The organism is Stenotrophomonas sp. P5_A9, assembly GCF_056400525.1.
This window is the reverse complement of sequence record NZ_JBFULC010000031.1, coordinates 19,331-42,755: the sequence shown is the minus strand read 5'-3', so window position 1 is coordinate 42,755 and position 23,425 is coordinate 19,331. Positions and strand designations below refer to the sequence as shown.

Below are 23,425 nucleotides of genomic sequence, written 5' to 3'. Positions count from 1 at the left end.
GCCCACGGTTGCCGCCCGGACCGCCCGGACCACGATTGCCACCCGGACCGCCGGGGCCGCGTGCACTGGCGCCACCCGGGCCCCGGCTGCCCGGACCACCCGGACCGCGGTTGCCACCGGGACCACCCGGGCCACCGGGACCGCGATTACCGGCCGGACGCGCGCTGCCGTAGGGGCTGACGCCCGGATTGGCGTGGTCGGACGGGAAGCTCGGGGCATTGCCCGGATGCCCGTAGGGGTGACGCGACGGACCCTGGCCGCCCTGGCCACCCCGGTTGCCACCGGCGCCTGCGCCGGCCGGACGACCCTGGCCGCCGTAGCCGCCACGGCTTTCGCCGCCGCGATTCTCGCCGCCGTAACCACCGCCACCGCCACCGCCACCGCCGCCATAGCCACCACGGCCTTCAGCGCCGCCGCCATAGCTGCCGCGCCCCGGGCCGCCTGCGCCACCGGGGCCCTTCGGCTTGCCGTACGGGCGACCCTGGCCGCCGGCACCTGCGCCGGCACCCGGACCACGTGCGCCGGGACCACGGGCTGCGCCGGGGCCGGCATTGCGGTGGCCGCTCGGACCGGTGCTCACACCGTCGGGCACATACCAGCTGCGGAACGCGGCCGGGTTGCCTTCGGGAAGTGCCCGGTTGCCCTTGTCCGGGCGCGCCTTGAACGGACGCTGCGACTGCTTGGCCGCCGCTTCGCCGCTGACCGTCAGGCCGCCCTTGAAGCCGCCGCCCTTGCCACCGCGACCACGGCCGCGCTCTTCGCGCACGTTGTCGAAACGACGCAGTTCGCGGCCTTCATCGGCCGAGTTGTGGCCGTTGACGTAGGCATTGCTGCGGGCACCATCGCGCGACACGCGCACGGTGGTCTTGGCCGCGCGACGCTGTCCGATCACCGGCTGCAGGGTCAGCGCCGACGGCGCGCCTTCTTCCAGCTTCAGTTCGGCGCGCAGCGCCTCGACCTGCTTGGCCGGCAGTTCGACCGACTGGCCACGCAGCAGTTCGCGCGGCAGGCTGACCTTGCCGTAGCGGGTGCGCTTGAGGCGGCTGACCTGGCAGCCCTGCGATTCCCACAGGCGGCGCACTTCGCGGTTGCGGCCTTCCTTGACGACCACGCGGAACCAGTCGTGCGAATCGGTGCCGCCGATGAGTTCGATCTCGTCGAACTTGGCCGGGCCGTCTTCCAGCGCCACGCCACGGGCGAGGCGGTCGACGATGTTGTCCGGCACCTTCTCTTCGCCTTCCGGTGCACGCACGCGTACGACGTACTCGCGCTCGACCTCGTAGGAGGGGTGCATCATCGCGTTGGCCAGCTCACCGTCGGTGGTTGCCAGCAGCAGGCCGGTGGTGTTGATGTCCAGGCGGCCGATCGCGATCCAGCGCGCGCCCTTGAGGGCAGGCAGCGCTTCGAACACGGTCGGGCGACCTTCGGGGTCTTCGCGGGTGGTCACTTCGCCTTCGGGCTTGTTGTAGGCCAGCACGCGCGAGGTTTCGGTCAGCGCGGTGGCCACGAAGCCACGGCCGTCCAGCTCGACCTTGTCGCCGCTCTTGATCGACTGGCCGGTCTGCGCAACTTCACCGTTGACCTTGACCAGGCCATCGGCGATGCGCTGTTCCAGCGCGCGGCGCGAACCGAGGCCGGCCTGGGCCAGCACCTTGTGCAGGCGTTCTTCCAGCTTGGGCTGGTCGGTGGCGGTTTCGCGCTTGAGCGAAAGCTTGTTCAAAGACGGCTTGCGGGGGGTGTCACTCATTTACTTGGCTCCGGCCGGCGACGGGTGCGTCGGCCTCTGGTTCGGGATCGGCTTCGTCAACAGCCACGGTCGTCTTCGCGACGGCGTTGTTTTCGGTTTCGTTCTGGGGCGCCGCGCGCTCTCCCGGCGCGGTATCGGGTTCGCCATCAGGGGCGGTCATTCCAGCGTCGTCGTCGCGGGGCGACAACGGCGCGTTGAATTCGGTATCTGTTTCTGCAGCAACGTCGGGGGCAGGGATCTGCGCGCCGACGGGTGAATTGTCCTGCGATTCTTCTTCACCTGCCAGTGGCAGGTCGGTGTCGTCATTGGCCGCGTCGGCATCCAGCGCGCCCTCCGGGGTGGCTGCGCCGGCGGCCAGGCGACCGGCGGGCTGGCCGTCGTTGTCCAGCGGCAGCTGCGGTTCCAGTTCGCCCAGGTCGCGCAACTCGGACAGCGGCGGCAGCTCGTCCAGGCGCTTGAGCCCGAAGTAATCCAGGAAGCCTTTGGTGGTGCCGAACAGCGCCGGCTTGCCGGGCACGTCGCGGTGGCCGATCACGCGGATCCATTCGCGCTCTTCCAGGGCCTGGATGATGTTGCTGCTCACCGCCACGCCGCGCACCTGCTCGATCTCGCCGCGGGTGATCGGCTGGCGATAGGCGATCAGCGCCAGCGTTTCCAGGGTGGCACGGGTGTAGCGGGTCTTGCGTTCGGTCCACAACCGGCTGATGTAGCCGTGGACCTCGTTGGTGACCTGGAAGCGGAAGCCGGAGGCCACCTCGACCAGCTCGACGCCGCGATCGGCGCAGGCCTCGCGCAGCAGTTCCAGCGCGCGTTCGATGCTGCCCGGCGGTGCCGGTTCCTCTTCGGGGAACAGGCCCTGCAGCTGCGCCAGGGTCAGCGGCTGGCTGGACGCCAGCAGCGCGCCTTCGACGATACGGTTGATCAGCGGTTGATCCATGCGTGGGTCGGGTGCTCAGTCGGATGCGTTGGCGGCGTCGGCGTCGTCGAACTCGCTGTTGAACTGCAGCGGTTCGTTGGTGTTGCCGGCGGCCAGGGATTTGACGTAGATCGGCGCCAGCGGTGCTTCCTGGACGATGTCCAGCAGCTGTTCCTTGGCCAGTTCGAGCAGGGCCAGGAAGGTGACCAGCACCCCCAGCTTGCCTTCTTCGGCGGTGAACAGCGATTCAAAACGGTAGAACCGGCCATCTTCCAGCCGGCCCAGCACATCGCCCATGCGCTGGCGGACACTCAGGGCCTCGCGCTTGATCGCGTGGCCGGTGAACAGCTCGGCGCGCTTGAGCACGTCGTACAACGCCACCAGCATTTCCTTCAGGTCCACCGGCGGTGGCAGCTTCACCGCAGCCCGGTCGGGGACGAAGGCATGGGCCAGGCTGGTGTCGCGGTCCTGGCGGGGCAGGCTGTCGATGTCCTCGGCTGCCTGCTTGAAACGTTCGTACTCCTGCAGCCGCCGCACCAGCTCGGCGCGCGGATCGGCTTCCTCGCCCTCGATGCTGGGCGGCCGCGGCAGCAGCATCCGCGACTTCACTTCGGCCAGGATCGCCGCCATCACCAGGTACTCGGCCGCCAGTTCGAAGCGCAGCTCCTGCATGACGTTGATGTACTCGACGTACTGCCGGGTGATCTCGGCCACCGGGATGTCCAGGATGTCCAGGTTCTGCCGGCGGATCAGGTACAGCAGCAGGTCCAGCGGACCTTCGAACGCATCCAGGATGACTTCCAGCGCATCCGGCGGGATGTACAGGTCCTGCGGAATCTGCAGGACCGGTTGACCATGCACTACAGCCAGCGGCATTTCCTGCTGCTGTGGGGCGGTCGGCCGGGTTTGCGGGTTCGCGTCGAGCGCGAGTTCGGAGGTCATCAAGTTGACGTCTGTATTGCAACGGACCGGTCGCCGCGCCGTGCCCGCAGCCGGAGCATTCCGGGCGGTACGATGGCTGGCCATGACACGCCTGGGTCGGCGCGGTTCCACACTTCGAACACAAAGGCGCGCCGCGATGGGCAGCGACAGAACTACAAGGAGGTCGTCTACGTGTGCTGGTGTGGGGCAGCGGGTCGGTCGTCGGGTGGCAGTGAAGCCTTGTGCCGACGGGGCTGCTGCGTCCAGCCACGTGCAATGGATCCAAGAGTACGGGTTCAGGCCCGCAGTGTCCAGCGAGGCGGGCTAGAATCGCCGGGTTCGTTTAGCTGAACCCTGGAGTTGCCTGTGTGGTATGTGATTGAAGGCTATGACGGCGCCGATGTTCTGGCCGCCCGCATGTCGGTGCGCGAGGCGCATCTGGCCCGTTTGACCGCCCTGCGTGATGAGGGCCGCCTGCTGCTGGCCGGGCCGTGTCCGGCCATCGACAGCGAGGACCCGGGCCCGGCCGGCTTCAGCGGCAGCGTGGTGATCGCCGAATTCGGCTCGCTCGCGCTGGCCCGGGCCTGGGCTGATGCCGATCCGTACGTGGCCGCCGGGGTCTACACCCGCGTGCAGGTGCGCCCGTTCCGCAAGGTGCTGCCGTGAACCGGGTCGAGCGCATCCGCGCGGCCCTGCAGCAGGCGCTGGACCCGGAGCTGCTGGAAGTGGAGGACGACAGCCACCGCCATGCCGGGCATGAGGGCGCGCGCGACGGTCGCGGCCATTTCAACGTGCATGTGGTCAGCGCCGCCTTCGAGGGCACGCTGCCACTTGCGCGCCACCGGGCCGTCTATGCCGCTTTGGGCAGCATGATGGACACCGATATCCATGCGCTGTCCATCCGTGCCGAGGCCCCGGCCAAAAACCGCTGAAACCCTTGTCCTGCCTTGTCCTGGCGAGTCCCCTGAGGGACCGCCAAGGACAGGTTTGCGTTACCGCCGTACGACATTGGCCTAACGTAGTGTTTACATTCAGGATTGAAAACGCTTACATTCCGCGCCAAGCCCCAGATCTCTAAGCCGTGGAGGGCGGCGAAGTGAACAAGGCAGCCATCACAATCAAAGATGTAGCCCGCGAAGCCCGGGTCTCCGTGGCCACGGTCTCGCGTGCGCTCAATGGACACGAAAATGTCGCCGAACCGGTGCGCAAGCTGGTGCTGGAGGTGGCTGCGCGTCTGCGCTATACCCCGCATGCGGCGGCCCGCAGCCTGAGCAGCCGGCGCACCAACACCATTGGCGTGGTCCTGCCGGACCTGTACGGCGAGTTCTTCTCCGAGTTGATGCGCGGCATCGACGGGGTCGCCCGTGAGCGTCGCCAGCACCTGCTGGTGTCCAGCTACCACGGCGACCAGGAGCAGCAGGGTGCGGCGCTGCGCGCGATGCGTGGCCGGGTCGACGGCCTGCTGGTGCTGTCCCCGTATGCGGAAAGCCCCGGGTTCCTGACCGACAACCTGCCGCAGTCGCTGCCGACGGTGCTGATCAACACCTATCTGCCCGAGCAGGATCATCCGGTGCTGAGCATCGATGACCATGCCGGCGCGATGGCGATGACCCGCCATCTGCTCGATGTCGGCCACCGCCGCATCGCGTTCATTTCTGGTCCGGATCTCAACTTCGATGCCCGCGAACGTCTGCGCGGTTTCCGCGATGCGTTGTCCGCCTTCGGCGCGGATGCGGCAGGGATCGAGTTGCCCGGTGACTTTGACGAAGCCTCCGGCCATCGCGCCGGACAGGAGTTGCTGGCAGCCGGTGCGCTGCCCGATGCGGTGTTCGCCGCCAACGACATGATGGCGCTGGGGTGTCTGTATGCGTTCGCGCAGGCAGGCGTGCGGGTACCGGCCGATGTCGCCCTGGCGGGCTTCGATGACATTCCGCTGGCGCGTTTCGTTCACCCATCGTTGACCACGATGCAGGTGAGTATCGCCGACCTCGGCGATAAGGCGATGACGCGTCTGTTGCAGTTGATGGACAGCAACAACACGGAAGCGGCCGGCGACAAGCAGACGCTTGTACCGAGCCTGATCGTGCGTGACTCAAGCAAGCCCAGAAACGAGCCGTAGGTCACGACCGTTGGTCGTGGCGCATTAAAACCACGTAATAAAAAAACGACAGGGGCCGCAAAGACGGCCACCACCACCCGGAGATTTACATGACGTATTCCAATCACCGCAATCGCACGCCGGCTCGCAGCCTGCTGACGAGCGCCTTGGTCACCTGCCTGATGCTGGGCGCCGCCCCGAGCCTGATGGCGCAGTCGGCCACCTCCTCGCTGCGCGGCCAGGTTGCCCAGGCCGACGCCGGCACCGAAGTGACCGCGACCAACCTGGCCAGCGGCACCGTGCGTCGCGCGACCACCCGCGCCGACGGCAGCTACTCGCTGATGGGCCTGGATCCGGGCACCTACGACGTCGTGGCCAATGGCCAGACCCAGAAGGTGACGGTGACCGTGGCCTCGACCGCGACCCTGAACTTCGGCGGCGCGCCGGCCAACGGCAGCACCGCCAACGCCACCAACCTGGACACGGTCAACGTCGTTGCACCGACCCTGCTGCAGGAAGTGCGTACCTCCGAAGTGGGCAAGACGGTGAGCCTGCAGCAGATCCAGACCACCCCGCAGGTGTCGCGCAACTTCCTGGAATTCGCCGACGCGGTCCCGGGCTTGATCTTCACCCGTGATGCCAAGGGCAACACCTCGCTGCGCGGCGGTGCCACCAATGCCGACGGCACCAATGTCTACATCGACGGCGTGGGCCAGAAGAGCTACGTCAAGGGCGGCGGCGTGGCCGGCCAGTCCGGCAGCGCCGGCAACCCGTTCCCGCAGCTGGCCATCGGCGAATACAAGGTCATCAGCGGCAACTACAAGGCCGAGTATGGCCAGGTGTCCAGCGCGGCCGTGACCGCGGCGACCAAGTCCGGTACCAACGAGTTCAAGGGTGAAACCTTCTACCGTTACACCAACGAAGACATGCGCGCCAAGACCCCGGCCGAGCGTCAGGCTGGCCAGACCAAGGAGGCGTCGGCCGAGAAGGAATATGGTTTTGCATTGGGTGGCCCGATCATCCAGGACAAGGCCCACTTCTTCGTGACCTATGAAGCCAAGCGCTTCGACCTGCCGGTCACCATCGCGCCGGAAGGCTCGGTCACCAACCGCGTCGGCCTGCTGCCGGCAGACGCCGCCGCCGGCCTCGGCCCGGCCAGCCAGCCGTTCGAGCAGGACCTGATCTTCGCCAAGATCGACTTCGAGCCGACCGACAACGATCGCATCGAGCTGAGCTTCCAGGACCGCGACGAGACCCAGCAGCAGTTCAGTGGTCAGACCGCGCCGGAAGCCGGCCGTGAAGTGGTGAACACCGACCGTCGTTACGCGCTGCGCTGGAACCACAGCGGCGAGCGTTACTACAACGAAATGATGCTCACCCATGAAGATTCGTTCAACAACCCGACCCCGCTGACCCTGGGCAACGGCTTCACCTACACCGCGCCGGACGGCACCGAAGACCGTACCCTGGTGAAGATCGGTGGCGCCTCGGCGCTGGATTCGCAGGTGAAGGGCCAGAAGGGCTGGGCGATTGAGGACAACCTGACCCTGGATGGCATCCAGTGGGCCGGTGACCACACCATCAAGATGGGCGCCAAGTACAAGCAGATCGACCTGTACGCCTCCGATGCGGCGCAGATCAATCCGCAGTTCACCTACTCGCTGGGCGATCCGGACTTCCCGTCCGACATCCCGTACAAGGCGCAGTTCGTCAAGCCGGTGAACGGCGTAACGGGCGTGTCCGGCGAAGTGCGTTCGAAGTCCAAGCAGATCGGCCTGTTCATCCAGGACGACTGGCAGGTCAACGACCACCTGCAGCTGAACATCGGCCTGCGCTGGGACTACGAAAAGACCCCGGCCTACCTGGACTTCGTGACCCCGCAGGCCGTGGTCGATGCGATCTACTCGCAGGACCCGCGCGCTGCCGCTGGCCAGACCTTCGCCGATACGCTGGCGCTGGGCGGGCTGGACATCAGCAACTACATCAGCAACGGCCACAACCGCAAGGCGTTCAAGGATGCCTGGCAGCCGCGCCTGGGCTTCTCGTATGACATCAACGCCGACGAGCAGCACGTGATCCACGGTGGTGCCGGTCGTTCGTATGACCGCGACCTGTTCGACAACCTGCAGCTGGAAACCACCAAGCTGGCCCTGCCTCAGCCGACCGTCTACTTCCGCAACCCGGCCACCGGCAGCTGCCTCAACGGCCAGGCTGCCTGCTATGACTGGAACCCGAACCTGCTCAACGGTATCGGCAACCTGCAGTCGCTGGTCGGTTCGACCAGCAATGCCGGCCTGGAAGTGGATCTGCTGAACAACAACCTGAAGGTGCCGTACTCCGACCAGTTCAGCCTGGGCATGAGCAACCAGGTCGGTGACTGGCTGACCGATGCCACCATCTCCCGCACGCTGAGCTACGACGGCTTCGCCTTCACCCTGGGCAACCGCTACCCGACCGGCCAGTTCTTCGATGACCCGCGCCTGTGCGGTGGCACCGACCCGGGCCTGAGCCAGGCCTGGAGCTGCAACGTGCCGGGCTTCGGCAGCCTGATCATCGGCCAGCAGGGCATCAAGACGCGCGCAACGCAGGTGCTGCTGTCGGCACAGAAGCCGTTCACCAAGGAAAGCGGCTGGGGCACCTCCATCGCCTACACCTGGACCACCGCACGCCACAACCGCGACATCAATGAGAAGTACGCGTTCGACCGTGGCCTGATCGAGGACTACCCGACCATCCGCTCCAACGGCGCACCGCGTCACCGCCTGGTGCTCACCGGTTCGTATGCCGGCTTCTGGGACATCACCTTCGGCGGCAAGATCACCCTGGCCACCCCGACCGCGGTGAACGACTGGTACCCGGTCACCCAGTCGACCGGCTTCGACCTGCCGACCCCGGGCGCCGCGGTGCCCAATGGCAACGGCAAGTTCCTGCTCGGTGGCAAGATCTTCGGCTACCGTTCGGTCGACCTGCAGGCCACCAAGACGTTCAAGATGCCGGGCGATACCGAGCTGTATGCGCGTATCGACATCATCAACGTCTTCAACTTCGACAACTTCTCCAACTACAACTACACCAAGTCCAACGGCAAGTTGCTGGCCAGCTACAACGAGACCGGCGATATCGTCGGTACGCCGCGCCAGGTCAAGGCGGAAGTCGGCTTCCGCTTCTGATTCCTGCAATACCCGGCATCGTCCAAAGGGACGGTGCCGGGCAGTACCGCCGACCGGCTTGGGCCGGCCGGCGGGACTGTACAGGCGCTTGCCGTCCACGGATGGGCAAGCGCGTGTGCGGTAGGTGCCGACCGTTGGTCGGTACGCAGACGGTCCGCTCTGGCGGATTTTTTTTGATCGTGATCTGTAAACGATTTCAGCTTGGTTGAGGCTATGCTCTGCAGCACGAACATGCGCAAAAGGTGGTGGTCGATGAATGCATCTCGGATGGTGTCGCTGGCGTTGCTCTCCGTGGCCGTCGCCGGTTGCCAGAAGCAGGCGCCGGACAAGCCCGAAAAGCCGAAGCCGCCGGTCATCCTGGTCGAGGCTGACGTGCCGCCGCGCCCGATGAAGCCCGAGCTGCCGCCGCTGTTTGACGATATCGAGCGCCGCACGTTCCAGTTCTTCTGGGACACCACCAACGAAGTCAATGGCCTCAGCCCGGACCGCTATCCCTCGCGTCCGTTCGCCAGCATCGCCTCGGTCGGTTACGCGCTTACCGCCTATCCGATCGGCGTGGAGAACGGCTGGGTCAGCCGTACCCAGGCCGTGGACCGCACCCTGCTGACGCTGAAGTTCTTCCGCGACCTGCCGATGGGGCCGCAGCGCACCGGCAAGGGCGGCTACAAGGGCTTCTACTACCACTTCCTGGACATGCAGAAGGGCGCGCGCTACGACAGCTGGGTGGAGCTCTCCAGCGTGGACACCGCGCTGCTGATGATGGGCGTGCTGTTTGCCCAGTCGTACTACACCGGTGACGATTCGCGCGAGAAGGAAATCCGCGACATCGCCGAGACCCTGTACAAGCGCGTGGACTGGCCGTGGCTGCAGCAGCGCGCGCCGCTGATCTCGATGGGCTGGTTCCCCGAGAGCGGCTTCATCGACCACGACTGGATGGGCTACAACGAGGCGATGATGGTCTACATCCTCGCGCTCGGCTCGCCGACCCATCCGGTCAGCCCGGATGCCTGGACGGTGTGGACGCGCACCTACGACAACGACTGGGGCGTCTACCAGGGCCAGGAATACCTGTCCTTCGGGCCGTTGTTCGGCCATCAGTACACGCATGTGTGGGTGGACTTCCGTGACATCCAGGATGCCTACATGCGCGAGCGCGGCAGCACCTACTTCCTCAACAGCCGCTCGGCCGCGCTGGCCCAGCGCGAGTACGCCATCGCCAATCCGATGAACTGGAAGGACTATGGCGAAAACGTGTGGGGCCTGACCGCCAGCGATGGTCCGCAGAACACCACCCAGGAGTACCGCGGCGAGCAGCGTCAGTTCCGCCATTACTCCTCGCGCGGCGCCGGCCTGCGCGAAAACTTCGACGACGGCACGATCGCCCCGACCGCGGCCATCGCCTCGGTGGTGTTCGCCCCGGAAGAAGTGATCCCGGCCACGCTGGAATTGCACAAGCGCTACGGCGACTACATCTATTCCAGCTACGGGTTCCTGGATTCGTTCAATCCCAGCTTCAACTACGACATCCCGATCAAGACCGGTCGGCTGGTGCCCGACCGCGGCTGGGTGGCCAGTGACTACATCGGCATCGACCAGGGCCCGATCCTGACCATGATCGCCAACTACCGGAACGATTTCGTCTGGGACGTGATGAAGAAGAACGTGCACATCCGCAGGGGCCTGGAACGGGCCGGCTTCAGCGGTGGCTGGTTGACCCCCGAAGGCGAGGACCAGCCGATGGAACTGCAGAAAGATGAAAAGGCGGCCTCGGCGCGCTCGGTCGGCATCGCCGAATCGCGCGCGGCAGCGGCCCAGGAACAGAAGAACAGTTCCAATACGAACCGCAACCAGCAGCAGGGGAAGTAAGCAGTGCCATTGTCGTCGCGCCCCACGCTGGGTCTGAGTCTGTTCCTGCTGCTGGTCGGCAGCGTGTTGCTGGGTGGCTGTCGCAAGGAGCCCGAAGGGGTCACCGTGCGCTTCTGGGCGATGGGCCGCGAGGCCGAGGTGGTCAGCGGCCTGATCAGCGAGTTCGAAGCGGAAAATCCCGGTATCCACGTCGATGTGCAGAACATCCCATGGACGGCCGCGCACGAGAAGCTGTTGACCGCCTTCGCCGCCGACGGGCTGCCGGACGTGTGCCAGCTCGGCAATACCTGGATCCCCGAGTTCGCCGAGCTCAACACGTTGGTGCCGCTGCAGCCGTACGTGGCCCAGTCCAAGGTGGTGGATCCGGCCGACTACTTCCAGGGCATCTGGGACACCAACGTCGTGCATGACGAGCTGGTCGGGGTGCCGTGGTATGTCGATACGCGCCTGCTGTACTACCGCAAGGACCTGCTGGCCCAGGCCGGCTACGACCACCCCCCGCGCACCTGGGCGGAGTGGAACGAGATGATGGCGGCCATCAAGAAGATGCAGGGGCCCAAGCGCTATGCGGTGCTGATGCCGATCAACGAGTTCGAGCAGCAGCTGTCCTTCGCCCTGCAGCAGCCCGACCCGCTGCTGCGCGATGACGACACCCGCGGCAATTTCAGCAGCCCGGGCTTCCGCAAGACGTTGGGCTTCTACGAAAACATGTTCGCCCAGGGCTGGGCACCGCGCATGTCCGAGACGCAGATCTCCAACGTGTGGGATGAGTTCTTCCGCGGCTTCAACGTGTTCTACCTGTCCGGCCCGTGGAATATCCGCGAGTTCAAGAAGCTGCAGCCCAAGGAACTGGAAGGCAAGTGGGGCACCGCCGCACTGCCGGGTCCGGACGGCCCGGGCGCAGGCATCGCCGGTGGCACCAGCCTGGTGATCTTCCGCTCCTCGCAACAGAAGGAAGCGTCGTGGAAGCTGATCGAATTCCTGTCGCGCCCGGCGATCCAGGAACGTTTCCATTCCATCATCGGCGACCTGCCGCCGCGGCGCAGCACCTGGGAATACCCCTCGCTGGCCAATGACCCGCTGGCGCAGCCGTTCCGCGACCAGCTGGAACGCGTCAAGCCCACGCCGAAGGTGCTGGAGTGGGAGCGGATCGTGCAGGAAATGCGGATCATCACCGAACAGGTGGTGCGTGGTGGCCTCGACCAGGATGTGGCAGTGAAGGAACTGGACAAGCGCGTGGACAAGGTCCTCGCCAAGCGCCGTTGGATGCATGAACGCGATGCGCAGGAGAAGGCCGCCGGTACCGGCGTGCATTCCAGCGCAGTGGGGGCGGCGCAATGAAGCAGCGTTCGCTCGCCGGCTGGATGTTCGCCGGCCCGGCCATCCTGGTCATCGGCGTGTTCTTCGGCCTCCCGGTGTTCTCGGCGCTGGCACTGAGCATCACCGACTTCGACCTGTACTCCCTGGCCGACGGGGGCAACCTGCGCTTCGTCGGGCTGGGCAACTACATCGACCTGCTGCAGACCCCGATGTTCTGGAAGTCGCTGTGGAACACCACCTACTTCGTGATCGTCGGCGTGCCGATGTCGATCGCGGTGTCGCTGGGTGCGGCGATCCTGCTCAACGCCCCGGCCGCGCGCTTCAAGGCGCTGTTCCGCACCGCGCTGTTCGCCCCGGTGGTGACCACGCTGGTGGCGGTGGCGGTGATCTGGCGCTACCTGTTCCATACCAGCTACGGTCTGGTGAACTACGGCCTGGGCCACCTCGGGATCAGCCCGATCGACTGGCTGGGCGATCCCAACTGGGCCATGCCGACCATCATGCTGTTCGCGGTGTGGAAGAACTTCGGCTACAACATGGTGATCTTCCTGGCCGGCCTGCAGGCGATCCCGCATGACCTGTACGAGGCCGCGCGCATCGACGGCGCCTCGCGCTGGAAGCAGTTCCTGCACATCACCCTGCCGATGCTCGGCCCGGTGCTGCTGGTGGTCGGGGTGATTACCGTGTCCGGCTACTTCCAGCTGTTCGCCGAGCCCTACGTGATGACCCGCGGCGACCCACTGCAGAGCACCGTCAGCGTGCTGTATTTCATGTTCGAAGAAGGCTTCAAGTGGTGGAACCTGGGGCGTGCCTCCGCGGTGGCGTTCCTGCTGTTCCTGATCATCCTGGCCGTCACCAGCGTCATGCTGCGTTTCGGCCGCAAGAGGCAGTTGGTATGAGTCGTGAAATCGGCCAGTCGCGCTGGCATGCATGGTGGATCAATGGGGGCCTGACCGTGCTGGCGCTGGTCAGCCTGGCGCCGTTGCTGTGGATGCTGTCGGTGTCGTTCATGCCCACTGGCGAGGCGGCRCATTTCCCGCCGCCGCTGCTGCCGTCCTCGGTGACCACCGCGAACTACCACGAGTTGTTCGCGCGCACCGGCATGGGCAACAACTTCATCAACAGCCTGGGCGTGTCGCTGGCGATCACGCTGGGCTCGCTGCTGCTCAACACCATGGCTGGCTATGCGTTCGCCAAGCTGCGTTTCGCCGGCCGCGAGCGCATCTTCCAGGTGCTGCTGGCGGCGCTGGTGATTCCGGCGCAGGTGGCGATGCTGCCGCTGTTCCTGCTGATGAAGCAGCTGGGCCTGGTCAACAGCTTCGGCGGCGTGGTCGTGCCGGCGTTGGCCAGCGTGTTCGGCATCTTCCTGGTGCGCCAGTACGCACGCTCGATCCCCGATGAGCTGCTGGAAGCGGCGCGCATGGACGGGGCAGGGGAGATGCGCATCTTCTTCCAGATCGTGCTGCCGATGCTCAAGCCGGTGCTGGTAACGCTGTCGATCTTCACCTTCATGGGCGCCTGGAACGATTTCATGTGGCCGTTGATCGTGCTGACCGACCAGGAGCACTACACTCTGCCAGTCGCCCTGGCCACCCTGTCGCGCGAACACATCATGGACGTGGAGATGATGATGGCCGGTGCGGTGGTCACGGTGGTGCCGGTGCTGCTGCTGTTCCTGGCATTGCAGCGTTACTACATCCAAGGTCTGCTGCTGGGGAGTGTCAAAGGGTGAAACATGCCGTCGTCGCGGTGGGTCTGGGTCTTGGGCTGATGTGGTCGATGGCGGCCCCGGCCGCCGCGCCGGCAGCGTTGCCGGCACCGAAGGTGCTGGACAGCTTCGACGACATGAGTCCGTGGAAGCTGGTGGTGTCCGACCAGGTCAGCGGTTCGCTGCGCAGCGTGGTCGGCAGTGGCGGCGGGCGCGCGCTGTGCGTGGACTACGATTTTCACGACGTTTCCGGCTACGTCGGCATCCGCCGCGAGCTGGGCATCGAGTACCCGGCCAACTACCAGTTCGGCCTGCAGCTGCGCGGCGACTCCCCGTCCAACGACCTGCAGTTCAAGCTGATCGACGCCAGCGGTGACAACGTGTGGTGGGTCAACCGGCCCGGCTACACCTTCCCCAAGGCGTGGAGCAGCGCGCAGTACCGCGCGCGCCAGATCGAGAAGGCCTGGGGGCCGTCCAAGGAAACCACGCTCGCCCGCAGCGCCGCGATCGAATTCACGATTTACAGCAAGGTGGGCGGCAAGGGCACGGTGTGCTTCGACCGCTTGACCCTGCAGGGCCTGCCGCCGATGGATACCTCGGCGTTGACGCCGTCGGTGATCGCCGACACCGCCACCGCACTGCAGAGCCGCATCGCCGACGGCAAACCGGACACGGTGTGGATCAGCGGCGGCGTGGCCGAGCAGACCATCAGCCTGGACCTGCACAAGGTGCGCGAGTTCGGCGGTGCGGTCATCCAGTGGCTGCCGGGACTGGAAGCCACCCGGTACGTGGTGCGCACCTCGCAGGATGGCCGTAGCTGGAAGGAAGTGCGCGAGGTGGTCGGTGGCGGTGGTGACCGCGACTGGCTGGCGCTGCCCGATACCGAGGCGCGCTACCTGCGTTTCGACCTCAAGGGCGGCCCCAGCTGGCGCTACGGCATCCGCGATATCAGCCTGAAACCGCTGGATTTCGCCGACACCCCCAATGACTTCATCCGCTCGGTCGGTGCCGACCTGCCACGCGGTTCGGTGCCGCGCGGTTTCAGCGGCGAACAGCCGTACTGGACGCTACTGGGCCTGGATGGTGGCCGCGAACAGGCATTGATCGGCGAAGACGGCGCGCTGGAAGTGGCCAAGGCCAGCTTCAGCGTCGAGCCGTTCGTGCTGGTGGACGGCAAGAAGCTGCTGAGCTGGGCCGATGTGACCAGCAGGCAGTCGCTGCAGGACGATTACCTGCCCATCGCCAGCGTCGACTGGAGCCACGACAAGGCCGCGCTGCAGGTCACCGGCTTCGTGCAGGGCACCCCCGACAAGGCGCAGCTGGTCGGTCGCTACACCCTGCGCAACCCGGACAAGGTCGCCCACGAATACACCCTGGCACTGGCCGTGCGCCCGTGGCAGGTCAATCCGCCCACCCAGTTCCTCAACACCGTCGGCGGCTTCAGCCGCATCGACAACCTGTCGGTGGAGGCCAGCGACGTCGAGGTCAACGGCACCCCGCGCGTGTACCCGGCGCAGGCGCCGGACGCCACCTTCGCCACCACCTTCGACAGCAAGCTGGACGTGGTGCACCTGGCCAGCGGCAAGCTGCCGACCACCACCGAGGTCCGCGATCCCACCGGCCTGGCCTCCGGCGCACTGGTGTACCGCTGGAAGCTGGAACCGGGCCAGAGCCGCGAGGTCGCGCTGGTGCTGCCGCAGACCGGCGCGTGGACCATGCCCAAGGACTTCGACGCGGCCAAGGCGCAGCAGACCGTGGCCTCGATGTGGCGCACCAAGCTGGACCAGGTGACCCTGCAGGTGCCCGCCGCCGGCAAGCCGCTGGCCGACACCCTGCGCACCGCGCTGGCGCACATGCTGATCTCGCGGATCGGCCCGAGCATCCAGCCGGGCACGCGGTCGTATTCGCGCAGCTGGATCCGCGACGGGGCGATGATTTCCGAAGGCCTGCTGCGCATGGGCCGCAGCGATGCGGTGCGCGAGTACGTCAGCTGGTATGCGCCGCATCAGTTCGACAACGGCAAGGTGCCGTGCTGCGTGGATGCGCGCGGCAGCGATCCGGTGCCGGAGAACGACAGCCATGGCGAGCTGATCTTCAACATTGCCGAGTACTGGCGCTATACCGGCGACAGCACCTTCCTGGAGGCGATGTGGCCGCACGTGCAGGGCGCCTACGGTTACATGGAGCAGCTGCGCCTGAGCGAGCGCACCGAGGAGAACCGCGCGCGTAATCCGGCCTTCTACGGGATGATGCCGGTGTCGATCAGCCACGAAGGCTACTCGGCCAAGCCGATGCACTCGTACTGGGACAATTTCTGGGCGCTGCGCGGCTACAAGGATGCGGCGATCATCGCCAGCACGCTGGGCAAGGCCGAGGCCATGCAGATCAGCGCCTCGCGCGACCAGTTCCGTGACGACCTCGCGGCCTCGCTGCAGGCGGCGGTGGCCCAGCACAAGATCGACTACCTGCCCGGTTCGGCCGAGCTGGGCGATTTCGACGCCACCTCGACCACCATCGCGCTGGCCCCGGGTGGCGAACAGGGGCGCCTGCCACAGCCGTACCTGGACAACACCTTCGAGCGGTACTGGACGCAGTTCGTGGAACGCCGCGACGGCAAGCGCGAGTGGAAGGACTACACCCCCTACGAGTGGCGCAACGTGGCCGCGTTCGTGCGCCTGGGCTGGCGCGACCGCGCCTGGCAGGCCACCGAGTTCTTCTTCAAGGACCGCGCGCCGCAGGCCTGGAACCAGTGGGCCGAAGTGGTCTCGCATACCCCGCGCAAGCCGTTCTTCGTCGGCGACCTGCCGCATGCCTGGGTGGCCTCGGACTTCGTGCGCTCGGCGCTGGACATGTTCGCCTACAACCGTGATGTCGACGACAGCCTGGTGCTCGCCGCCGGCGTGCCGTCGCGCTGGCTGGATGGCAAAGGCGTGGCGATCAAAGGCCTGCGTACGCCGAACGGGCAGCTCAGCTACGCATTGAGCCGTAGCGACAAGCAGCTGGTGCTGGAGGTCGCGGCCGGCGTGGTGCCGCCGCAGGGCGGGGTCATCCTGCGCTGGCCGTACAGTGGCGAACCGGGCGACACCCTGGTCAACGGCGAACCGGCACAGTGGTTGAATGGCGAGCTGCGCATCACCCAGGTGCCGGCCAAGGTCGAGATCGACGTGCCGTCTTCGGTACGTCGCGCAGAACGCAAGGCACAGTAATGCGGACGTCTGCTTTCACTGCACGCGCGCGCCGTGCGTTTGTCCATGCCCTGGCCGTGGCGTGCCTGCTCAGCGGCGTCGTGCACGCGGCCGAGCCGACACCGGTTGCGGCGGTCACGACGGCGCCGGGTACGGCGGCCAGCGCCGGGCCGGGCATGAGCATGGTCACCTTCAACCTGCATCACGACCGGGAAAACTGGCCGGCGCGGCGCAAGGTGATCCTGCGCGAACTGCAGGCGCTGCGCCCCGATGCGATCGCGCTGCAGGAAGTGATCCAGAAGCCGAACGTGCGCAACCAGGCCGCGTGGCTGGCACGCCGGCTCGGCTACGACTACCAGTTCGTGTCCACCGATCCGCCGGGGCGCTTCAAGCGCTATGGCAACGCGCTGTTGACCCGGCGCAAGGTGCTGGCGCGCAACGACCATCTGCTCGCGCCGCGGGGCGACTACCGCACCGTCGCGCATCTGCGCATCGACGTGAACGGCAGGCCGGTGAATGTCTACGCCACCCATCTCAACGAACGCTCGGACGAAACCGGCAGCCGCATCCGTGCCGAACAGGTCGCCGATCTGCTCACCTTCATTGCCGGTACCGCCGGTGATGCCCCGGTGGTGATCGCCGGCGACTTCAACGCGCTGGTGGATGCCGGCGACCTGAGCGCGCTGCGCAACCAGTACGGCGACAGCTTCGGCAGCGTGCACGTCAACAACGAACTGGCCCAGGTCAGTACGCTCAACCGGCACTATTACCAGGCGCCGTCGCGCATCGACCACATTTTCTTCCAGCAGGACCGGCTGCTCGCCCGCGAAGCGAAGATCCTGTTCGACCAGCCCTACGCCGAAGGGCGCTGGGCATCGGACCACTACGGGGTGTGGACGCGCCTGCAGTTCGCCCCGTCGCCGGGCACCCCGGCCGCCAGCACGCCCTGAAACGCGCCGACGCGGCGGACGGCCCGGTAGAGCCACGGCATGCGTGGCCGCATTCCACCCGGTGTCCGGAAACGCAAACGCGCTACGGAATCGCCTGCCCGCTGATCTTCTCCCAGGACTGTCCATTGCGCGTCCGCCAGGTGCCGCCCGTGGCGCAGCAGCCGCCCGCACCGAACGCACGTCGACCCAGCACCGCAATCACTGCACCGTCCTCTTCGCGCAGCGACTGCCGCTCGCAGCCGGTAAAGAACGGATAGGGCTCCGGCGCCAGCACTTCGGTCAAGGTGACGTCCTGGCCAGGCCCGCGCGCGACCCCGAACACCGTGCAGTCCCGCGCCAGCAGTTCCACGGGCGCGCCGCCGAGCTGGCCGCGGAACCGATCCTCCGGCAATGCATCGCGTACCGCGATGGCCGCGTCGCTGAGGGGAGGTGCCGGCGCAGGGGCAGGGCGGCACGCAGCCACCGTGCAGAGCAACAACACACAGGCGGGCAGGGAGATGGATCGCAGCATCGGCCGAGCATGCCACAGCCTCCGTGATCCCCAAACGCAGACAGCGGCCCGAAGGCCGCTGTCTGGGTGTTGCGTACCGCGTGGGCGGGATCAGGCCTTGTCGTTCTTTTCCTGATCCTGCTTGTCGGTGGCGTCGGTCTGCGCGACATCGGTCGGGATGTCCTCGCGGGCCTCGGCCTGTGCGGCCTGGGCAGCTGCATCGGTGCTGGCCGGGGCGTCACTGGCGGCAGTGCCGAACAGCTGGCCGTTGTGCACCACCGGGGTGGCCTCGACACGGGCGGCCGGAGCCGGTGCCACCTTTTCCGGCGCTGCCTGGATCGGATCGACCGCGGCGTCGAGCATGCTCGACTGCACCGGACGGGCCTCGTGGCTGGCGTCGACGGTCACGGCGGCGGGTGCCGCCTCGACAGTCTTCGGCGCCTCGACAACCGGGGCAGCTTCAACGGCCTTCGGGGTCTCGACAACCGGGGCAGCTTCAACCGCTTTCGGGGTCTCGACAACCGGAGCAGCTTCAACCGCCTTCGGGGTCTCGACAACCGGAGCGGCTTCAACCGCCTTCGGGGTCTCGACCACCGGGGCAGCTTCAACCGCCTTCGGGGTCTCGACAACCGGGGCAGCGTCAACGGCCTTCGGGGCCTCGACAACCGGAGCAGCTTCAACCGCCTTCGGGGCTTCGACAACCGGGGCAGCTTCAGCGGCCTTCGGGGTCTCGACAGCCGGAGCAGCTTCAACCGCCTTCGGCGTCTCGACAACCGGGGCAGCGTAGGCAACCTTCGGCGCTTCGGCATGCGGCGCGGCGGCCGGCTTCGGGGTCTGCACCACGGCCGGCGCCGGCGTCGGCGATTCCACGAACGGCACGCGGTCGGTGTACGACGGTGCGGCCGCTTCCGGGGCCGGGCTGGCCTCGGCGTGGCCGGCGGTCACCACCGGGCTGCTCACCACGGCCAGCGGTGCAGCGGCGGCGACAGCAGCCACCGGGGCCGGGCGCGGGGCCTGGACCGGTGCGGTCGGGGCCGGCGCATTGCCGCTGTCGTCGTCGAAGTCGAACTCCGGCTGTGGCTGACCGTTGTTGGCGGCCGGACGTTCGGCCCGGGCGGCATCTGCACCGTCCTGGTCGCCATCCTGGTCGTCACCGTCGTCGTCCAGACCGGCGTCATCGTTCAAGCCTTCGCTGCCCGTTGCCGAGTCGCCATTGCCACGACGACGGCGACGGCCACCGCGACGGCCGCGACGACGACGCGAGCCGCCATCACCGTTGGCGTCGTCGGCATTGCCCGGGCCGTCGGTCTGCTCACCGGCTTCACCGGTGGTCAGCGCGGCTTCCTCGGTCGCAGCGGAGGCTGCGTGCGGGGCGCTGTCGTCCTGCTGTACGGCTGCATGCGGCGCGCCGCCGTCGGCACCGGTCACCGCCGCGGCGGCAAGCACGGCGGCATCGGCGACGGGTGCGGCGGTGTCGACCGGCCTGGGCGCATCGGCCTGTGGCTGACGGGCCGGCCTCTCGCTGGCGGCCGGCTTGTCACCCTCACCCTGCTGCGGCTTGGGCTGCTGCGGGTTCTGGTTCTGGCGGGGCTGCTTCAGCTTGGGCTGCTGCTGTTCGTTACGCGGCTGCTTGGGCTGCTGCTCACCGCGCGGCTTGCCCTGGCCCGGTGCCTGCACCTGTGCAGCGGCTGCGGCCGGTGCGGCCACGTCCTGGCGACGCTCGTCGCGGCGCTCGTTCTTGCCGCCACGTTCGCCACGCTCGGCGCGGTCCTTGTTGCCACGGCCCTGGGCCTGGCCCTGACCGTTGCCGCCACGCTCGCCACGCTCATCGCGACGACCGCCGTTGCGGTCCTTGTTGCGATCCTTGTTGCGGTTGTTGCGGTTGCCGTCCTGGACAGGACGACCGCTCGGCTGCGGTGCAGCGGCCGGGGCCGGCTCGCCGCCGAAGATGCGCTTGAGCCAACCGACCACGCCGGTGGCGGCCGGTGCGGCCACCACCACAGGGGCGACCGGGATCGGCGCGGCTTCCGGTTCCGGCGCTTCGCGCACCGGGGCCGGCTGGCTGTGCTTGACCTGGGTCACCACCGGGGCAGCCGGGATGTTCAGCTGGGCCTTGGTCAGCGCGTGTACCGGCAGCTTGCGCGGGGTGCCGCGCTGGTAGCTCGGCTTGCCGCTTTCTTCGCCCAGCTCGTTCTCGCGCAGGCGGGTGACTTCGTAGTGCGGGGTATGCAGCTGTTCGTCGGCGACGATCACGATCGGCGCGTCATGGCGCTGTTCGATCTCGCGCAGGGCGCTGCGCTTCTCGTTGAGCAGGTAGTTGGCGATTTCCACCGGGGCCTGGACCAGCACCTGCCCGGTGTTCTCCTTCATCGCATGCTCTTCGGCCACGCGGATGATCGACAGCGACATCGACTCGACGCTGCGCATGCGGCCATGGCCGTCGCAACGCGGGCACACGATCTGGCTGGATTCCCCCAGGCTCGGACGCAGGCGCTGGCGGCTCATCTCCATCAGGCCGAAGCGCGAGATGCGGCCCAGCTGCACGCGCGCACGGTCGTACTTGAGCGCGTTCTGCAGGCGGTTCTCGACTTCACGCTGGTGCTTGTTGGAGGCCATGTCGATGAAGTCGATGACCACCAGGCCGCCAAGGTCGCGCAGGCGCAGCTGGCGGGCCACTTCTTCGGCCGCTTCCAGATTGGTCTGGAAGGCGGTGTCCTCGATGTCGCTGCCCTTGGTGGCGCGCGAGGAGTTGACGTCGATGGCGGTCAGCGCTTCGGTCTGGTCGACCACGATCGAGCCGCCGGACGGCAGGCGCACGTTGCGCTCATACGCGCCTTCGATCTGCGATTCGATCTGGAAGCGGTTGAACAGCGGGATGTCGTCGGTGTAATGCTTGAGCTTGCGCAGGGTCTGCGGCATCACCTGCTGCATGAACTCACGGGCGGTGTCGTACAGCTCCTGGGTGTCCACCAGGATCTCGCCGACGTCGGCGCGCAGGTAGTCGCGCAGGGCGCGAACGATCAGGCGCGACTCCTGGTAGATCAGGAACGCGGCCGGCTTGGTCAGCGCCGCTTCGGCGATGGCCTTCCACACCTGCAGCAGGTAATCCAGGTCCCACTGCAGCTCTTCGGCATCACGGCCGACGCCGGCGGTGCGGATGATCACGCCCATGTCGTCGGGGATGTTCAGCTTGTCCAGCGCTTCCTTCAGCGCGGCGCGGTCTTCACCCTCGATGCGACGCGAGACGCCGCCAGCGGTGGGCGAGTTCGGCATCAGCACCATGTAGCGGCCGGCCAGGGAGATGAACGTGGTCAGGGCGGCGCCCTTGTTGCCACGCTCTTCCTTGTCGACCTGGACCACCACTTCCTGGCCCTCGCGCAGCAGCTCGCGGATGCCGGCCTTGTTCGGGTCGACGCCAGCCTGGAAGTAATCGCGGGAGATTTCCTTCAGCGGCAGGAAGCCATGGCGGTCGGCACCGTACTCGACGAAGGCCGCTTCCAGCGAAGGTTCAAGGCGCGTGATGCGGCCCTTGTAGATGTTCGACTTCTTCTGTTCCTTGGACGGCTGTTCGATGTCGATGTCGTACAGCGTCTGGCCATCCACGATGGCTACCCGCAGCTCTTCGGCCTGCGTGGCATTGATCAGCATTCGCTTCATTCTTGCGTTCCTCGCGCGCTGCTACCGCGCGGAACGCCATGGGGTTTCGCTTCTGGTCACGCTTCGTCGCCCATCGCGCAGGCGCGGGGAGGGCGGCTTGGGTTTCCAGCGCTACAACACCACGGCAGGCCGCGGGAGCGCTTCATTTGTTTTGGTTTGGGTGTAACGGGGCCGGAGGCAGCTTTCAGCCAGGCTGGAGCGCCACAGGGACATGTTTTTCAGCTCAGACGCTTGTCAGGCATCCGGCGATGGCCGGGACCGCCGGTGAGCCGCTAACATGGCCGCCCCGGGGGCGGTGGCTGCGCACTGTGCCGGAATCGAGGGAAGTCGGGCTTCTGGCCCAGAGCAACTTCCAACGAAATCAATCCCTTATCTCGCCCGCCGAGTGTAACAGAATAAAAGGCCAATGACCGTTACCGAGCCCACCCCGAAAGCCGCTGAAGCCATGACCAGCGTACGTATCCTCACTGTCCCGGCCGACCGGGCAGGGCAACGCCTGGACAACTTCCTGCTCGGCCAGCTCAAGGGTGCACCGCGCAGCCTGATCTACAAGCTCGTCCGCAGTGGCCAGGTCCGGGTCAACGGCGGCCGCGCCAAGGCAGAGCGCAAGCTCGAGCCCGGCGATGAGGTGCGCGTGCCTCCGGTCCGTCTCAATGAAGAAGGAGATAAAGCCGGTCCGCCCGCCGCGTTCATGAAGCGGCTGGAAGATGCCATCGTGTTCGAAGACGATCGGCTGCTGGCGCTGAACAAGCCGTCCGGCGTGGCCAGCCACGGCGGCAGCGGGATCAGCTTCGGCGCGATCGAAACCCTGCGCGCGCTGCGGCCCGGCAAGACCCTGGAGCTGGTCCACCGGCTGGACCGGGACACGTCGGGGCTGCTGATCGTGGCAAAGAAGCGGTCGGCGCTGAGCGAGCTGCAGGCGCTGCTGCGTGAAGACCACGGCTCGGGCATCCGCAAGCACTACCTGACCCTGCTGGTGGGGCGCATGCCCGACGGCACGATGACCGTGGACGCGCCGCTGCATGTGGGGCTTCGCCAGGGCGGCGAGCGTCACGTCCAGGTCAATCCGATCGGCAAAGAATCGATCAGCCACTTCAAGGTCCTGGAGCGCAAGGGCGGGCATTCGTACTGCGAGGTGCGCATCGAAACCGGCCGCACCCACCAGATCCGCGTGCACGCCCAGCATCTGGGTCATCCGGTGGCCGGTGACGACAAGTACGGCGATCCGGACGTCAACAAGCGCCTACGTGACCAGATCGGGCTGAAACGCCTGTTCCTGCACGCGGCCTCGCTGGAGTTTTTCCTCGACAACGGCAAGACCCCGTACCTGCTCAACGCGCCGTTGGCCGACGAGCTGGCCGAGGTGTTGAACCGCCTGAAATAAACCCCAGGTACCG

At 66.9% G+C, this 23,425-nt stretch carries 16 protein-coding genes; 11 read left to right on the top strand and 5 right to left on the bottom strand.

All coding sequences use genetic code 11. The features are described 5' to 3' along the window. The 3 genes from AC1DR7_RS11645 to AC1DR7_RS11635 form a co-directional block, all read right to left on the bottom strand. Positions 1 to 1,747 (bottom strand): pseudouridine synthase (locus AC1DR7_RS11645; RefSeq protein ID WP_478076494.1); only part of this gene is annotated, 1,747 nt, incomplete at its 3' end. Further along, positions 1,740 to 2,684, bottom strand: a complete 945-nt coding sequence (gene scpB, locus AC1DR7_RS11640) for an SMC-Scp complex subunit ScpB (RefSeq protein ID WP_478051031.1) — start codon at positions 2,682 to 2,684, stop codon at positions 1,740 to 1,742. The genes scpB and AC1DR7_RS11645, both read right to left, overlap by 8 nt. Positions 2,685 to 2,699: 15 nt before the next feature. After that, complete coding sequence (locus AC1DR7_RS11635; protein ID WP_256775596.1) at positions 2,700 to 3,605, bottom strand: segregation and condensation protein A; 906 nt, start codon at positions 3,603 to 3,605, stop codon at positions 2,700 to 2,702. A 345-nt stretch (positions 3,606 to 3,950) separates the two neighbouring features. Here AC1DR7_RS11635 and AC1DR7_RS11630 point away from each other — a divergent pair, with 345 nt between their 5' ends. The 10 genes from AC1DR7_RS11630 (at position 3,951) to AC1DR7_RS11585 (ending at position 17,881) form a co-directional block, all read left to right on the top strand. Continuing rightward, positions 3,951 to 4,250, top strand: coding sequence for a YciI family protein (locus tag AC1DR7_RS11630; RefSeq protein WP_256775595.1), 300 nt, complete (start codon positions 3,951 to 3,953; stop codon positions 4,248 to 4,250). Next, positions 4,247 to 4,516 (top strand): BolA/IbaG family iron-sulfur metabolism protein, encoded by a 270-nt coding sequence (locus tag AC1DR7_RS11625; RefSeq protein ID WP_256775594.1) that lies wholly within the window; start codon positions 4,247 to 4,249, stop codon positions 4,514 to 4,516. The genes AC1DR7_RS11630 and AC1DR7_RS11625 overlap by 4 nt, the downstream gene beginning before the upstream one ends. Positions 4,517 to 4,665: 149 nt before the next feature. After that, entirely contained in the window at positions 4,666 to 5,703 is a 1,038-nt protein-coding gene (locus AC1DR7_RS11620) for a LacI family DNA-binding transcriptional regulator (RefSeq protein WP_256775593.1), read from the top strand. A gap of 89 nt (positions 5,704 to 5,792) precedes the next feature. Beyond that, positions 5,793 to 8,852 (top strand): TonB-dependent receptor, encoded by a 3,060-nt coding sequence (locus AC1DR7_RS11615; RefSeq protein ID WP_256775592.1) that lies wholly within the window; start codon positions 5,793 to 5,795, stop codon positions 8,850 to 8,852. 231 nt (positions 8,853 to 9,083) lie between these two features. Further along, positions 9,084 to 10,718, top strand: a complete 1,635-nt coding sequence (locus AC1DR7_RS11610) for a glucoamylase family protein (RefSeq protein ID WP_478052306.1) — start codon at positions 9,084 to 9,086, stop codon at positions 10,716 to 10,718. A gap of 39 nt (positions 10,719 to 10,757) precedes the next feature. Next, positions 10,758 to 12,059: a sugar ABC transporter substrate-binding protein gene (locus AC1DR7_RS11605; RefSeq protein ID WP_478052799.1), complete on the top strand. Its 1,302-nt coding sequence runs from the start codon at positions 10,758 to 10,760 to the stop codon at positions 12,057 to 12,059. Beyond that, the gene (locus tag AC1DR7_RS11600; protein WP_256775590.1) at positions 12,056 to 12,937 is read left to right on the top strand and encodes a carbohydrate ABC transporter permease; all 882 of its coding nucleotides are present in this window, start codon (positions 12,056 to 12,058) and stop codon (positions 12,935 to 12,937) included. Before AC1DR7_RS11605 ends, AC1DR7_RS11600 begins: the two co-directional genes overlap by 4 nt. Then, positions 12,934 to 13,770: a carbohydrate ABC transporter permease gene (locus tag AC1DR7_RS11595; RefSeq protein WP_259203364.1), complete on the top strand. Its 837-nt coding sequence runs from the start codon at positions 12,934 to 12,936 to the stop codon at positions 13,768 to 13,770. The genes AC1DR7_RS11600 and AC1DR7_RS11595 overlap by 4 nt, the downstream gene beginning before the upstream one ends. Before the next feature lie 47 nt (positions 13,771 to 13,817). Next, entirely contained in the window at positions 13,818 to 16,952 is a 3,135-nt protein-coding gene (locus AC1DR7_RS11590) for a discoidin domain-containing protein (RefSeq protein WP_478051673.1), read from the top strand. Next, the gene (locus AC1DR7_RS11585; RefSeq protein WP_457319336.1) at positions 16,952 to 17,881 is read left to right on the top strand and encodes an endonuclease/exonuclease/phosphatase family protein; all 930 of its coding nucleotides are present in this window, start codon (positions 16,952 to 16,954) and stop codon (positions 17,879 to 17,881) included. Before AC1DR7_RS11590 ends, AC1DR7_RS11585 begins: the two co-directional genes overlap by 1 nt. 82 nt (positions 17,882 to 17,963) lie before the next feature. Here AC1DR7_RS11585 and AC1DR7_RS11580 read toward each other — a convergent pair whose 3' ends face one another. Further along, positions 17,964 to 18,392, bottom strand: a complete 429-nt coding sequence (locus AC1DR7_RS11580; protein ID WP_457319335.1) for a hypothetical protein — start codon at positions 18,390 to 18,392, stop codon at positions 17,964 to 17,966. 90 nt (positions 18,393 to 18,482) lie between these two features. Then, the gene (locus AC1DR7_RS11575) at positions 18,483 to 22,028 is read right to left on the bottom strand and encodes an Rne/Rng family ribonuclease (protein WP_478051670.1); all 3,546 of its coding nucleotides are present in this window, start codon (positions 22,026 to 22,028) and stop codon (positions 18,483 to 18,485) included. A 406-nt stretch (positions 22,029 to 22,434) separates the two neighbouring features. Here AC1DR7_RS11575 and AC1DR7_RS11570 point away from each other — a divergent pair, with 406 nt between their 5' ends. After that, complete coding sequence (locus AC1DR7_RS11570; protein WP_478052796.1) at positions 22,435 to 23,412, top strand: RluA family pseudouridine synthase; 978 nt, start codon at positions 22,435 to 22,437, stop codon at positions 23,410 to 23,412. The last annotated feature ends 13 nt before the right edge of the window (positions 23,413 to 23,425 follow it).